This is a genomic window from Halomarina oriensis (assembly GCF_009791395.1).
Lineage (GTDB): Archaea > Halobacteriota > Halobacteria > Halobacteriales > Haloarculaceae > Halomarina > Halomarina oriensis.
Window position 1 is genome coordinate 1 of record NZ_WSZK01000004.1, and the last position, 11,655, is coordinate 11,655.

20 protein-coding genes are annotated in these 11,655 nt (G+C 61.2%); 10 read left to right on the plus strand and 10 right to left on the minus strand.

Annotated features, from left to right (window positions below; translation table 11 throughout):
• Positions 1-248: hypothetical protein (locus GQS65_RS01155; protein ID WP_158202840.1), on the plus strand; the 248-nt coding region annotated here is incomplete at its 5' end.
• On the plus strand, positions 245-1,246 hold the full coding sequence (locus GQS65_RS01160; protein ID WP_158202841.1) for a hypothetical protein: 1,002 nt from the start codon (positions 245-247) through the stop codon (positions 1,244-1,246). The genes GQS65_RS01155 and GQS65_RS01160, both read left to right, overlap by 4 nt.
• A 210-nt stretch (positions 1,247-1,456) precedes the next feature.
• Here the strand turns inward: GQS65_RS01160 and GQS65_RS01165 are convergent, their stop codons facing one another.
• The 6 genes from GQS65_RS01165 to GQS65_RS01190 all read right to left on the minus strand — a co-directional run bounded on the left by GQS65_RS01165 (position 1,457) and on the right by GQS65_RS01190 (position 4,415).
• Positions 1,457-1,618: a hypothetical protein gene (locus tag GQS65_RS01165; RefSeq protein ID WP_158202842.1), complete on the minus strand. Its 162-nt coding sequence runs from the start codon at positions 1,616-1,618 to the stop codon at positions 1,457-1,459.
• A 291-nt stretch (positions 1,619-1,909) separates the two neighbouring features.
• Positions 1,910-2,092 carry a hypothetical protein gene (locus GQS65_RS01170; RefSeq protein WP_158202843.1) on the minus strand — a complete coding sequence of 61 codons (183 nt, stop codon included), beginning with the start codon at positions 2,090-2,092 and terminating at the stop codon, positions 1,910-1,912.
• Positions 2,093-2,446: 354 nt separating this feature from the next.
• Positions 2,447-2,695: a hypothetical protein gene (locus tag GQS65_RS01175; protein ID WP_158202844.1), complete on the minus strand. Its 249-nt coding sequence runs from the start codon at positions 2,693-2,695 to the stop codon at positions 2,447-2,449.
• A gap of 86 nt (positions 2,696-2,781) precedes the next feature.
• On the minus strand, positions 2,782-3,024 hold the full coding sequence (locus tag GQS65_RS01180) for a hypothetical protein (protein WP_158202845.1): 243 nt from the start codon (positions 3,022-3,024) through the stop codon (positions 2,782-2,784).
• Complete coding sequence (locus tag GQS65_RS01185; RefSeq protein WP_158202846.1) at positions 3,024-3,773, minus strand: recombinase family protein; 750 nt, start codon at positions 3,771-3,773, stop codon at positions 3,024-3,026. The genes GQS65_RS01180 and GQS65_RS01185 overlap by 1 nt, the downstream gene beginning before the upstream one ends.
• Before the next feature lie 282 nt (positions 3,774-4,055).
• Positions 4,056-4,415 (minus strand): hypothetical protein, encoded by a 360-nt coding sequence (locus GQS65_RS01190; protein WP_158202847.1) that lies wholly within the window; start codon positions 4,413-4,415, stop codon positions 4,056-4,058.
• A 132-nt stretch (positions 4,416-4,547) separates the two neighbouring features.
• On the opposite strand from GQS65_RS01190, the gene GQS65_RS21525 reads away from it, so the two are divergent.
• Positions 4,548-5,876 carry a hypothetical protein gene (locus GQS65_RS21525; protein WP_233264974.1) on the plus strand — a complete coding sequence of 443 codons (1,329 nt, stop codon included), beginning with the start codon at positions 4,548-4,550 and terminating at the stop codon, positions 5,874-5,876.
• Positions 5,877-6,651: 775 nt separating this feature from the next.
• Here the strand turns inward: GQS65_RS21525 and GQS65_RS01200 are convergent.
• The 3 genes from GQS65_RS01200 to GQS65_RS01210 form a co-directional block, all read right to left on the minus strand.
• Complete coding sequence (locus GQS65_RS01200) at positions 6,652-7,245, minus strand: hypothetical protein (RefSeq protein ID WP_158202848.1); 594 nt, start codon at positions 7,243-7,245, stop codon at positions 6,652-6,654.
• An 82-nt stretch (positions 7,246-7,327) separates the two neighbouring features.
• Positions 7,328-7,537 carry a hypothetical protein gene (locus GQS65_RS01205; RefSeq protein WP_158202849.1) on the minus strand — a complete coding sequence of 70 codons (210 nt, stop codon included), beginning with the start codon at positions 7,535-7,537 and terminating at the stop codon, positions 7,328-7,330.
• Positions 7,538-7,551: 14 nt separating this feature from the next.
• Positions 7,552-7,782 (minus strand): hypothetical protein, encoded by a 231-nt coding sequence (locus GQS65_RS01210; protein WP_158202850.1) that lies wholly within the window; start codon positions 7,780-7,782, stop codon positions 7,552-7,554.
• Positions 7,783-7,957: 175 nt separating this feature from the next.
• Between GQS65_RS01210 and GQS65_RS01215 the strand changes: the two genes are divergently transcribed.
• The 7 genes from GQS65_RS01215 to GQS65_RS01245 all read left to right on the plus strand — a co-directional run bounded on the left by GQS65_RS01215 (position 7,958) and on the right by GQS65_RS01245 (position 10,677).
• Positions 7,958-8,293, plus strand: coding sequence for a hypothetical protein (locus GQS65_RS01215; protein ID WP_158202851.1), 336 nt, complete (start codon positions 7,958-7,960; stop codon positions 8,291-8,293).
• A complete protein-coding gene (locus tag GQS65_RS01220; RefSeq protein WP_158202852.1) occupies positions 8,290-8,541 on the plus strand; it encodes a hypothetical protein in 252 nt (83 codons plus the stop codon). Before GQS65_RS01215 ends, GQS65_RS01220 begins: the two co-directional genes overlap by 4 nt.
• Before the next feature lie 105 nt (positions 8,542-8,646).
• Positions 8,647-8,853, plus strand: coding sequence for a hypothetical protein (locus GQS65_RS01225; RefSeq protein ID WP_158202853.1), 207 nt, complete (start codon positions 8,647-8,649; stop codon positions 8,851-8,853).
• An 83-nt stretch (positions 8,854-8,936) separates the two neighbouring features.
• On the plus strand, positions 8,937-9,395 hold the full coding sequence (locus GQS65_RS01230; RefSeq protein ID WP_158202854.1) for a hypothetical protein: 459 nt from the start codon (positions 8,937-8,939) through the stop codon (positions 9,393-9,395).
• 75 nt (positions 9,396-9,470) lie between these two features.
• A complete protein-coding gene (locus GQS65_RS01235) occupies positions 9,471-9,908 on the plus strand; it encodes a hypothetical protein (RefSeq protein WP_158202855.1) in 438 nt (145 codons plus the stop codon).
• Complete coding sequence (locus GQS65_RS01240; protein WP_158202856.1) at positions 9,909-10,418, plus strand: hypothetical protein; 510 nt, start codon at positions 9,909-9,911, stop codon at positions 10,416-10,418. It begins immediately after the preceding gene.
• On the plus strand, positions 10,411-10,677 hold the full coding sequence (locus GQS65_RS01245; RefSeq protein WP_158202857.1) for a hypothetical protein: 267 nt from the start codon (positions 10,411-10,413) through the stop codon (positions 10,675-10,677). The genes GQS65_RS01240 and GQS65_RS01245 overlap by 8 nt, the downstream gene beginning before the upstream one ends.
• 269 nt (positions 10,678-10,946) lie before the next feature.
• On the opposite strand, the gene GQS65_RS01250 is transcribed toward GQS65_RS01245, so the two are convergent.
• Complete coding sequence (locus GQS65_RS01250; RefSeq protein ID WP_158202858.1) at positions 10,947-11,609, minus strand: ribonuclease H-like domain-containing protein; 663 nt, start codon at positions 11,607-11,609, stop codon at positions 10,947-10,949.
• Between the last annotated feature and the right edge of the window lie 46 nt (positions 11,610-11,655).

Below are 11,655 nucleotides of genomic sequence, written 5' to 3' on the forward strand. Positions count from 1 at the left end.
TGAACGAGGAGGTCGAGCAGGTTGGGGAGGCCAACACCGTCGAGCAGGTCGAGCGCTCCATCAAACTCCCAGCAGAGGTCTGTCTGAAGGCGAACGACGCCCTCAACGAGGCCATCGTCACGCTGTCGTTCGGTGCTGAGCCGGGCAAGGAAGTGCCGATGACACACCTCAACGACGCACCGGACCGCGTCGGGAGTGAGGGGCAGAAACCAGAGTTCGATTCTGAATCGGACGGTGAGGCCGCATGAGCGCCAGTGAGCAGGTCGACGTCTCTGGGTTCGTCGAGGAAGCACAGCAGCCGAGTGTCGCTCGGACCGTCGGCCCCAGTGTCCAACCCCGAACGCTCACCGACATTCAGGCGGCGAACGAAGGAACGCCGTCGGCGGTCCCCGACGAGTTCCTCACGGCCGAACCCGACTACGACCCCTCTGTCGACTTCGCAGAGATGGGCTTCTGGGAGGACTTCGAGCGGCGTGTCTCAAACGGACAGGACCTTCTCATTCTCGTCTCCGACTACGAGAACGACCGAGGCACGGGAAAGACGACACTCTCCTGTGACCTCGCCGACCGAATGGACCGCTCACAGGCGGGTCTCATCCCCGCGAAGGCCTCCATCGCCCCGGAAGAGCTCATCAACGCCTACACCGAGCAGGAGCAGGGCAGTGCCCTCATCCTCGACGAGGCAGAGGCGGGCGTCGGCTCTCGTGACGCGATGACGAACGTGAACAAGTTGATGAACAAAATCGTCTCGATGGCCCGAGTCATGGAGAAATACGTCATCATGAACATGCCCGCGTCGAACCACATCGACAAGGGCATCCTCGACCTCGCTCACTACTGGATTCTCGTCCGTCGAAAGGGCCTCTGCCGAGTCTACGACCTCCGAAACAACCCCTTCGAGCAGAAGAAGTACCCCGTACCAGTCCAGGACCTCCAGTGGGACCCCATCACATCCGACCGTGGCACCGTCTACGACACGTACAAGTCACTCACCGAGGAGAAGCAGACCCGACTCGGTAACGGCAATCAAGGCGATGGGATGGGCTACATGACCGGCGAGGACGTCGCCGAGTTGCTTGAGAAGGAGAAGAAGGAGGCGCTGAACGAACAGCGTGACGACATCGTTGAGCGGATGCTGACGCACCCACGCATCCAGGAGGCGGGCATCCCGCAATCGGTGATGGCCGACCTCGTCGATATGAGTCAGTCGCACATCTCGAACGTCAAGGAATCACGCGGACTGTAGACACCGAGGAGAAGGCCGCTACCCGCCGACTAATCGTAGTCCATTCCCCACACCCGCCACGTATGGCGATTTTGACCTACCAACCGATTACCAACCAGAGATAATAGTATACTATACACACGTAAGGTCAATTCTCGCGGCGTTTTGGTGAGGCGATAGGGGTAGTCGACCGACGAACGGGGGTGCTGGTTCGACCTCGAGGCCGGCTCCTCACCAGCGGGGTGGGCGTCGACGTCGACGAGCGAGCGCGGTCACCAGATGCTCGGCGCTGTGACCACACCGTGCGCTCGTGAGGTCGCCCTGGTCGTCGAACTCAACGTGGTGGTCGAAGAGATCGGGCGGGCCGACGTCGACGCGCGAGTGAGTTACCATACAGTCGCCAAGTCAGAGCGTATGGTAAACAGGGGCAGAGCGCTACGGACGAGCTGATGAATCGGAGTCGCCCGTGGGCGCCGTGGGCAGCGGAGGGGTCGTCGACGAGCGGCAGGTGGGTGCTCGTCAAGGACGTCGTCCGCGCGCCAGCTGGCGAGGGAATGGAAGCATCGTGGGGATGCGCGTTCGCGTGCCTCTGACAGCACTGTCCCGGCAGACAGCCACTCGGTCGTTTGTGTCACTCCTAATAAACAATTCGTCAGACACGCGTCGGAGTTCGTGAGTGTCGCTCTACGTACGCGCGTAGAGTGAGACGGCGACGGCCCACACAGCGGCCGCAGGAGCGACGTAGATCGAGAGGAAAGTTCGGGCCCGGCGGTCGAAGCGGACGCGCGTACGCGCCAGCAGGAGCGCCAGCAGAGAGACGGTGGCGAGGTAGAGCAGCGTGGCGAGGAAGACGTCGAGGAGTGTCACGCGGTCGCGGTGTTCGCGCCGAAGGAAGCGAGCAGGAGAACCATGACGATAGGACTCAGAAGCTGAGTCTCGCGTCGCTTCATCGCCACACGTCGAGACCGAGTCGAGCGAGCACGTGACTGACTGCGGCCTCGAGGCCGACGGCCGCCGCCGTCAGACCCAACAAGAACCACGTCGTGCCGGAAACCACCTGCCACTGGACGGTTGTGACCTGCTCGGTGCAAGGACTCGGCGAACACGTGAGACCGTCCGCTCCGGGGTTCGGAAGAGCGACGATAAGAGCGCCAGTGAGGAGTGCGGCGAAAAGGACGCCGACGCCGATGAGGAACGTACTCGACGAACGGTTCGACATCGTCACCCCATCCGGTCGAGGATGATTCGACCAGGGAACTCGTCGCTCGTGGAGATGAAGAACACCTCCTCGTCACCGTGTTCCATCTCGCTCGGTTCGATGCCGACGTCTCGGCACGCCTCGACGTCGATGGTCATCCGCAGCGACCCGCCTTCTTTCTTCGCAGTTCCCCGGCCGACGGGGTTCTCGTCGATGCTCTCGTAGGGCGTGGCCCCCGATGGAGACCGACTGGATTGTGTCTGATGAGACATCGTCGAATGGGACTCAACACTCACCAGACTTAATGAATTCTTAGCCACAGATAGGTTTCTATTGAAGAAATCGGGAGTTTACACAGTCAGAACCCGTCGTCAAGCCACCCCAGTGCGGAGAGTGCGAGGGCGGCGACGAGTCCTGTACCACCGATAAGTAGCCCGTAGATGGCCGTTGTGGTCGTCAAAAGGTCGATGCCGACAGGGGAGAACGGGCCAGAGTTCACACCGAGGATGATTCTCGCTGCGAGGAGAGCGCCTCCAAGGGAGATGGCCGCGAGTATGAGAACGACGAAAGAGCGACCAACGGTGTTGATGATGTCGAACATCACGCCGTCGCCGTGACCTCATCAAGCGCGTTCGCCACGCGCTCGTCGTCGGCCTCGAGGTCGAGATACCAGCGCCGGCGTTCCTCATTGTTGTCGAGATTCGACAGTGAGCGCCGGGTGCAGACCATCTCACTCGCAAGCCCCCGATAGGACGCCCGAGGATTCTCGTCGAGGATGCGCATCGCCTCGGCGACCGTCCAGAACCCGTCACGCTCCTCGTCGAACTCGTCGTAGAAGTCGACGTTTGCGATGAGGTAGCCGTCCTCGTCGGTCGTGAACCCCAGCGGGACACCGCCGACCCACTTCCCCGCGCGGAGCGCTCGCTGCTGGCCGTAGCGAGTCCGACGGATGAGCGTTCGGCGCTCCTCGGCGTACACCGCTGCAAGGATGTCGGCGACGAATCGGTTCGTCCCGTCCGGTTTGATTTCTCGAATAGATCCACTCGTCACGTGAACGTGGACGTCGTGGTCCTCACAGAGATTGAAGAACGTCTGGGCGAGCTGTCCCTCGCGTGCGATACGCGAGAGTTCCCAGACGACGACGTGGTCCACCTCGTCGGCCTCAATCCGGGCCATGAGTTCGCGGAGTTGCTCACGCGAGCGGTCGGCCCCGCTACCCGTCTCGCTCAGCACGTCGACGTCGGCGAAGTCGACGCCCTCCCGTTCGAACCACTCGCGGATGGCCTCGAACTGGTGCTCGTTCTCCTGCTCGAATTTGCTCCTGCGAACGTACGCTGTGACCCGTTCCATCTCTGTTCTCGTTTCCACACTTCGGAGTATATAAAACTCCGCTCCCGTTACCAGTCTGGGAGCATCCGACCGTTCATTACCATCCTCCACCGACCATCACGGTCATGATCTCGACTGCCAGCGCTCGTCGACGAGCGAGTGCCGAGTAGCGCCGGAACCCCTTCTCGGCACGCTACCTCACCATTCGACCGGTAGAAACGCTGTTACTCTCGAATTCGGAAGGTAAATAACATATTGCTATACGGACTCTGAGGCATCGTCAGACGTGTGGCCGACGAATGACTATGGAGAATAGTTGAGGATTAGGACTCTGAATACGCCGCCGCTATTGAATCCTATCAGAGAGACGGTGAACCGGTCTGTTCCCTGAGAGTCTTTCACATCAATGTCAACCTGCTCATCGTTGTTGAATCGTTCTCTGAGCACTTTTTGAGTCTCAGCGTCCAGATTCGAGAGCGTCCCTTTGTACGCACGGTGGCCGTTTTTCTGCATCTGGTCTCGGAACTCAAACGTCGCATCGTTCTGGAGAGCACCGTTCTCGCCGTAGATCGTTACCGTGTCCCCGTTGCTAGCGGAGAAATGGTGATTTGACACATATTGATTAGCTGAGTCTCCGGAAAAAGCGTGTCGTGTTGTTACCATACACCTATAGTAATTCGGATGTATGGTAAAAGTATGAGCACCGATGATGCAACATTCGAGTGTGAGTCGTGCGGGAAGCAGGTCGAAGGCGCCCCTATGCGGGTGACTCGGTGTTTCGACTGTGGTGGGACAATGGAACTCGTTGGCGACGTCGACGACCTCCAAGAGACGAGTGACGCCGTCGACGAGGACGACGAGGTAAACTTCGACCCAACGCGAGAGGAGATTTCAGGACGCTGTCGGGCCATCAAGAGATCGACCGGGACACGGTGTACGAGTGGCGCGTACCGGGGAACTGAGGACCAACTGTGCCTGCTCCACGACGACGCGAAGGATGTCGAACTCGTCAACGCCGAGGAGTCGACCGACCAGACCGCGCTCGTCGACGGCGGCGCGGTCCGAGACCACCCGGACGACTCGAAGTGCGCGGCCATCGTTCGAGGGAGCGGGAAGCAGTGTCGCTCGAACGCCGAGGACCTGTGCGGTCAGCACGAGGGGATGCGCCGGCTACTCCGTGTCGACGAGGTGGACGGCGCACCACTGGTCGACCTCCGCGACGAGCTGATAGACGTCGGCGCGTCGGGCTACGACGCCTACCGTCTCGCCGCCGAGTTTGACACTCCCGAGGCGATGTGGCACGCCTCTTCGGGCTACGAGAGCCGTACGGTGGCCGGCGAGGCGATGACCGCCGACTGGCTGTCGATGAGGGCGCACCTCGCGGCCGATCTCCTCGACAATGACCCCCACCCCCACCCGTTCCTGTTCGACTCCTGCATCGCCATCTCCGACTCGTCGGTCTACGACGACGGCCGGTGTCGCAGCGGCGGTCACAGCGCTCGGCTCACGTGCGGCGTCCACGATGGGGCGAAGAACCTCCGAACAGTGTTCGACGAGGGCGAGAAGTACGCCAACGCGTTCACGCCGTGCGTTGCCGATATGACCGATGCGCTGCTCGTTGAGTGGCGGGCGGACGGCGAGGAGGCCATCGTCATCGTCGAAGACGGATGGGGCGTGTTCCGGATGGAGGCCGGAGTAGTCGTCGTCAACGAGCAGGAGGACGTCGACGCGGTCAAGGCCGTCGCAGCGGACGGTGGGGAGCGCCCGGACCTCCCGGCGTACCTGCTCGACCCCGTGGAGTCGGACGCTCGAACCCCCGATGAACTCCGGGCGCTCGCCGCGTACGCCGAGGCGCTCGCTGATGACCGCGAGGCCGCCGCCGAAGCCGAGGCCACCCAACAGGACGACGCCAACGAGGACGGCGACAGCGCCCGCGAGAAGCCCGACAGAAACGAGGAACGAGAGGCGGACCTTCGCGCCGACCGACCCGACGACGTCCCCTCCGGCGCTGGTCTCGTGATGAAGCACATCAACGGGAACTGGTACTACTACTGGCAGTACCGAGAGCCGGGGAAAGAGACACCCACGCAGGACTACGCGGGCGCGGTAAACCCAAAGAGATGATAAATATAACAGAAATGTTTAGAATTCGGCCCACCCCGAACCCTTTATGCGTCAGTGGCAACTCCCATAGAAGTAAGCGCGCCAACGAAAGGGCGCGAAGACCTACCCGCTGGCATAGGACCCCACACCCTCAACCGGGTAATTTGGGTTCTCCCTGTCTTTGAGTTTGGGCACCGATAGCGGAGGTGATAGAATCAAAACGCCTTCGTCGGGTAGCCAGGATGAGGACGACCGCGACGAGCCTTCAGAAAGAAGTCTCGAAAAAGTCCTCCTGACAATCAAAATTGTCGTCTGGCTTATTCGACTGCTCGGAACTGTCGTATAGTTCGTGTGTATTGACACACGGACCTCAAAGATGTCTCTATTTCGTGTGAAACCAGGTGCAGGAATTTCCTCCGACTCTTAATCTGAGAACCCCACACCCTCAACCGGTATCAGTAGCAATGGTGCGACGTTATAAAAACACGTCGGTGATAATCCAGTGACGATGACGTGCACAAAAGTCAGTGCTAGTTACAGGCCGTGAGAGCCCGATATATTGGAGTTTTAACACAGGCCAACTCCACGACGTTGAGTATGCAAAAAATACCTGACATCAAGTGTGGCATATCAATTTCCGTTACATTCACAATATCTGTATCTTTAAAATCAAATCACTCCTTCAGACTTGTTTTCTTGTTATTGAATAACATGTGTTATTTTAAAGTGATTGAGATTCAGTCATTTGCGTAGTGAAAGTGGACAGGCGAAGACTGGAAACTACCGGAAGGGGTACTCAGATGAGCGCCATCTGTTCCGGGTCGCTCGCGGCCTCAACTCGTCGGAGCCGGTCCCAGCACTTGTTTCGGACCACACCGGAGGTGTCGAGTGAGTCGACAGCCGTCTCGTGAACCCACCACGCGAGATTCGGCCCCGGTCGGCCGACATGGACCGTCAGACCGCGCTCACCTGCGAGGTCGCAGATGAAAGCAACGACACGTCGGCCCGTCGCTGTCGGGGACCGTCGCCAGTCACGTGTCGCGTTCGGACCACCGCCACCACCGACCAAGACTCCCTCGACGTCGCGCGGGAGCTGAGCAAACTGATCGGCGAGGCGACCGGGTTGAATCACGCCGAACGGTGTCAGTCCACGGTCGGTGACGGCCTCGACCCACTCGCCCGCTCGGTCGCTCGTCGCCACGGCGTCGCCGACGACATCCGGAAGGACAACGAACTCCGGGAGGTCGGCGAACTCGGTCACGTCGTCGAGGGCGACGGAGAATGCGTCAGCATCCCACGTCTCGCCTGCGACGTGCGCGCGAAACGCACCGTTGTCGAGAAACCACGGCCCATCAGCGTCGTGCGAGAGCCGGCGCGGAATCGCTGCCACGCCGTGCGTCAGCGACGGACAGACAGCACGCGCGTGTTGAACGTCGGGTGTCGAGGCGCACGTGTGGTAGAGCGTAACCCCATTAGCGGCCCTCCAACTCCACTTCAGCCTCGGCGCGTAGCCGTTCTTCCTCCTCCCAGTCGAAGCAGTCGTCACACCGGTCGTCGTTGACCTGCTCCGTCTCGCCACACTCGACGCACGGTGGTGCTACCCCGTGGAGTTCGGCCGTGTCAATTGTCTCCGGTTCGCCGATGTTCGGCGCTTCTTCTCGGTGAATATGATCGAAAGTCATGGGTCGGGGGTCGCTTAGTTGTCCCCGAACCAGAGCCGGTACCGAATCAGGCACAGGCGGCACTTGGGACCGGCGTAGCCGGGGAGAACGCCCTTGCACCACGCCGTGCCCGTCGAGCAGTCCAGCGAGCAGTGAACGCATGGGAACTCGTCGTCCCAGCTTTCACAGCCCTCGGTGCCGTGGTCGCACGTCGCCGGTTCGGTCGTCTTCAATTCGTCCGTCGCCGTCAGGTTCGTTGCAGCCATGGTGTTTGGAGGGGGCTTTCGCCCCGTACTTCTATAGAATAGAACTAACACCATAAAGGTATCGCTTTGAAGCTTCTCTGCTATCGTATCGACATTATGCACGCGAGAATCGGAGTCTTTATGCTATACTACTACATTGTAGAATACAGAGGGGGAAACCCCTTACCAAACACCTATGACCGCAACTCTGCGGCCCAACAGGGCCGTCCGAATGCTGAACGGTACTCCGACAGGCGTCGGCCTCGACGCCTTCTGTGACTCGTGCAACCGCTACCTCGAAGCCGGTGACGACGTGCGAGTCTACGTCACCGCCGGACGCGGCGACCGCCTGTCGCTCCGGTGGGTCTCCTGCTCGACGTGTGGCCCCTGTGGGGACGCAACGGCCGCCGAAGATGGCGAACTCCACGCCGTCGCCACGCTCCGGTCGGTCCTCAACGCGCCGTCACCGCGTCTTGTCCTCACCGACGCCCGCCTCGACCCTGACGTGAGCCACGAGGTCGTCCGACGATGATGCTCGGACTGTTCGCGTCGGAGGTTCGCAGGGACTTCCGCGACATGGTGTTGTCCGAAGTCGAAGCAATGTACGGCGTGGATGCCCGCGCCGATGCCGAGGAGGCCGGGAGCGACCCGGCACGAATCGACGTGGTGGGTGTTGCTCTCCGGTCGGGCGTGCCACTCGTGCCATCGTCGGGAAACGCCCGTGCCACGGCGAAGTGGTGGGCGCGTGAGAACGGCTACGAGCCGGTTATGAGGGCCTGAGAGGCCGGGTCTATGCTCGACTTTGAGAAGCCGCCAGCGATGCCTCCCGAACTGTTTAGCGAACGCTCGAAGCGGCGGCTACACGTTCAGCGGATGCTTGAGCGCATGGCGTTCGTAGAGTCGTTCTACGTCACGCTCGACACCGACGCCGAACTCGTCGGTCACGTCGAAGCCCCACGGTCACGCCTGCCGCTCATTGCCCGTCTGCTCGCCACCGAGAACGCCCGTCTGACGACCGACGCAGGCCGCCCGCGAGTCGTCGCAGACGGTGGAACCGAACCTGTCGCCACGGCCGCCATCCGACCGGCCTAACCCCCGGTCGAACGGCCAACCGAAGCCTTTATGCATCTACTTCTACTAAATAGAAGTACAGGAGGAAACTCCTGCCAAACACCATGCAAAGCGATATTGCAACTCTCGGCGCGGAACTGTTCACGAACTTCGACTACGCGGCGTCGGACGCTGATGACCGGCGAACGTGGCGTGCTCGCACCCAGTCGATGCTCGTACTCCCAGAGACGGACACCGAAGGCGATGCGACGGGCCTCTACCACGTGTTCAGTCAGTCGGGTAGCAACTACCTCGCGGACCCCGAACTCGACTCTTGCACCTGCCCGGACATGGCGCACAACGACCCTGAGAACGGATGTAAGCACATCCGGCGCGTCTCCCTCGCCATCGACGAAACGTCGCTCCCCGCCCGCACAGAGAGCACTGACGACTACTGGACCGAGTTCGACGCGACGACCACGAACATCGCCGAGCAGATAGAGAACCTCAACGAGCGTATCCAGCAACTCGGAACGCTCCTCGACGCCGGCCTCGTCGCCAAGGCGGAATTGGCCGACGAGTAGACAGCCACCCCCGCTCGACAACCGAACGACACTCTTTTATACTTCTATAATATAGAAGTTGTATGGAGAAACACCATGCAAGACACTGAAGCAACGACAGTCCACTTCGACGTCGTCGGGACCGCCCACGTCCGCCATCATCAAGCGATCAAGGTCGGAGCCATCGACGGCCTCCGCGCAGCGGGCCTCACCGACGCCGCGTCTTTGCGGTACCACGTCGTCGAGCATCCCGACGGTCCCCTGCTCGTCGCGGAAGGCCTCGACGTCGAAGTCGACGGTCGGGCCGAACCGCACGCCCGGCCAATCTACGACGAGGGCGGGGCCGGCGGTATCGCCTCGATTCCCGCAGCCGACTTCGAGGAGACCTTCGGCATCGACCGCGTGGAGCTGACCGAACGCGACGTCGACCTCGAAGTCCTCGCCGCGCCCGACCACCACCTCATCGCGTTCCGACTGCCACCCAGCGTCGACGTCGACCTCGGTGGCGTCGATCTCGAGGAGGAGGTGGCGTAGATGGACGACCTCCCGCTCGAAGAACTCCCGGAGGAAGCACCGCACCCGATGTGCGTCCTACTGGGGACGCCCGACCCCGAGGCGTTCATTCGGTTCGACATGAGCGCGAAACGCGCGGCACTACTGGCGAAGAAGGTCCACGAAGAGCGGGCAGAAGCAGGACCCGACGAACTGGTTCAAGCACCGGTCTACGTCGGTCAGGAGGCATATCGACACCTGCACGACACAGTGGGTCGACTCGCGGGGCCCGGCGCAGCCGCCAAGAACCTCCAGGTCATCGCCGACCCCGAACCTGAGATCTCAGTCGGCGTTGCTATCAGCGACGAGCAGGTTCGGCACCTCGCCGACGATCTCGCTCGTCGAGGACCGGCAGTCGACCGCCTCACCTGGGCGGTGCCGACGTCGACGGTCGCCGCGACGCTGTTCATCGAACAGGTAAAAGCCGCAGTGCGAGGCGAAGACCCGACCGAAGCGCTCGAAGGCGTCACAGAGGAAGACCTACATGGGTGACGCCCCAGAGGAGCTCGTCGAGGACGTCGTCCGCATCGTCGACGCCCAGACCTCGCCGAAGCAACCGAACGACGTCGCCGACCACACCATCGTTCGCGCGCTCGTTCGTCGATACACTCGGCGCGAGGGGGGGGGTGAGTACGATGCCGGCACGGTCAAGCGCCATCTATCTCCCAGCGAGGCCCGGGAGGCCATCGAGGCGGCCGTTGCAGCGGGCCGTCTCGTTGAGCAGGACGGGCGCTACGCCATCTCATCGTAACCCCGGAGTATTTAACCTCAGACAGCACAGAATACGATAAGGACTGATAACCGGACTGCCCATAATTCACATTTCCATGTTGCATCATGGTGTTTGGTAGGGTAGCGCCGTAGTGTCGGTCCGCTATTCATCGCGGTTTTGCAGATAGTAAATGAGGCCCTCAGCAGAAGCGCCCACACGTCTCGTGTCTCGCCAGTCGGTTGGACATCACCTGCGGAGATTGGGCGCTAACTATTGGACGAATGTCAGATACAGAATGGATGTTGAGTCTACGCCTCGAACGTTGCCGACGTCCCCACGTGAACCGGCTCGAACGGGACGCCGATGTCGCCGTGGTAGACGGCGATGTTGGCTTCGAGGTCGGTGAGGAGGTAGTGTTCGATGACCTCGGTGAGCTGGTCGTACCGCTCATCATCAGTGTCGGAGAGTGCTGTGAGGTACGCCGGACCGAGTTCTTCCCCGAAGCGGATGTTCGTGAGTTCCGAACCACCCCAGTGGGTCGTTGCTGGCGTCCACCCGTACGCTTCGAGGCATTCTTCCAGTTTAGGCCACTTCTTCCCCATTCGGTCGGCCTCCGGCTTCCGGTCCTCAAAGAGATCGATGTGTGGCGCAATCTCCGGGCCACCGACGCTCTCCTCCAGAATCATCGAGCGGTCGTACAGAAAGTCAAGGTCGAACCCCTGACCGTTGTAGGACACGAGGGCGTCGGCACCCGACTCGTTCAGGTGTGCAAGGCCCGTGCGAATGAGCGCCGCTTCCCCACCCCCGTCGCGGTGGACCATCGTGTACTCCGCCTCATCAGCCGGCGTTCCACGTTCGTGGACGCCGATGCCGATGGACACCGTCTCTCCCACCTTTGGTTTGTAGTGAGTCGTCTCGATGTCGATGGTCGCCACGCGCTCGAACTCAGCGTCGTCTCGGGAATATCGCATCATCCGAGACTCTGACCGGAGCTACATTATTTTTCGGTTGTCAGTT

Excerpts from the sequence above, each read along its gene's own strand:
- GQS65_RS01160 (WP_158202841.1), top strand. The coding sequence starts at position 245 with ATGAGCGCCAGTGAGCAGGTCGACGTCTCTGGGTTCGTCGAGGAAGCA.
- GQS65_RS01165 (WP_158202842.1), bottom strand. The coding sequence starts at position 1,618 with ATGGTAACTCACTCGCGCGTCGACGTCGGCCCGCCCGATCTCTTCGAC.
- GQS65_RS01175 (WP_158202844.1), bottom strand. The coding sequence starts at position 2,695 with ATGTCTCATCAGACACAATCCAGTCGGTCTCCATCGGGGGCCACGCCC.
- GQS65_RS01180 (WP_158202845.1), bottom strand. The coding sequence starts at position 3,024 with ATGTTCGACATCATCAACACCGTTGGTCGCTCTTTCGTCGTTCTCATA.
- GQS65_RS01185 (WP_158202846.1), bottom strand. The coding sequence starts at position 3,773 with ATGGAACGGGTCACAGCGTACGTTCGCAGGAGCAAATTCGAGCAGGAG.
- GQS65_RS01190 (WP_158202847.1), bottom strand. The coding sequence starts at position 4,415 with ATGGTAACAACACGACACGCTTTTTCCGGAGACTCAGCTAATCAATAT.
- GQS65_RS21525 (WP_233264974.1), top strand. The coding sequence starts at position 4,548 with ATGGAACTCGTTGGCGACGTCGACGACCTCCAAGAGACGAGTGACGCC.
- GQS65_RS01205 (WP_158202849.1), bottom strand. The coding sequence starts at position 7,537 with ATGACTTTCGATCATATTCACCGAGAAGAAGCGCCGAACATCGGCGAA.
- GQS65_RS01210 (WP_158202850.1), bottom strand. The coding sequence starts at position 7,782 with ATGGCTGCAACGAACCTGACGGCGACGGACGAATTGAAGACGACCGAA.
- GQS65_RS01215 (WP_158202851.1), top strand. The coding sequence starts at position 7,958 with ATGACCGCAACTCTGCGGCCCAACAGGGCCGTCCGAATGCTGAACGGT.
- GQS65_RS01220 (WP_158202852.1), top strand. The coding sequence starts at position 8,290 with ATGATGCTCGGACTGTTCGCGTCGGAGGTTCGCAGGGACTTCCGCGAC.
- GQS65_RS01225 (WP_158202853.1), top strand. The coding sequence starts at position 8,647 with ATGGCGTTCGTAGAGTCGTTCTACGTCACGCTCGACACCGACGCCGAA.
- GQS65_RS01230 (WP_158202854.1), top strand. The coding sequence starts at position 8,937 with ATGCAAAGCGATATTGCAACTCTCGGCGCGGAACTGTTCACGAACTTC.
- GQS65_RS01235 (WP_158202855.1), top strand. The coding sequence starts at position 9,471 with ATGCAAGACACTGAAGCAACGACAGTCCACTTCGACGTCGTCGGGACC.
- GQS65_RS01240 (WP_158202856.1), top strand. The coding sequence starts at position 9,909 with ATGGACGACCTCCCGCTCGAAGAACTCCCGGAGGAAGCACCGCACCCG.
- GQS65_RS01245 (WP_158202857.1), top strand. The coding sequence starts at position 10,411 with ATGGGTGACGCCCCAGAGGAGCTCGTCGAGGACGTCGTCCGCATCGTC.
- GQS65_RS01250 (WP_158202858.1), bottom strand. The coding sequence starts at position 11,609 with ATGCGATATTCCCGAGACGACGCTGAGTTCGAGCGCGTGGCGACCATC.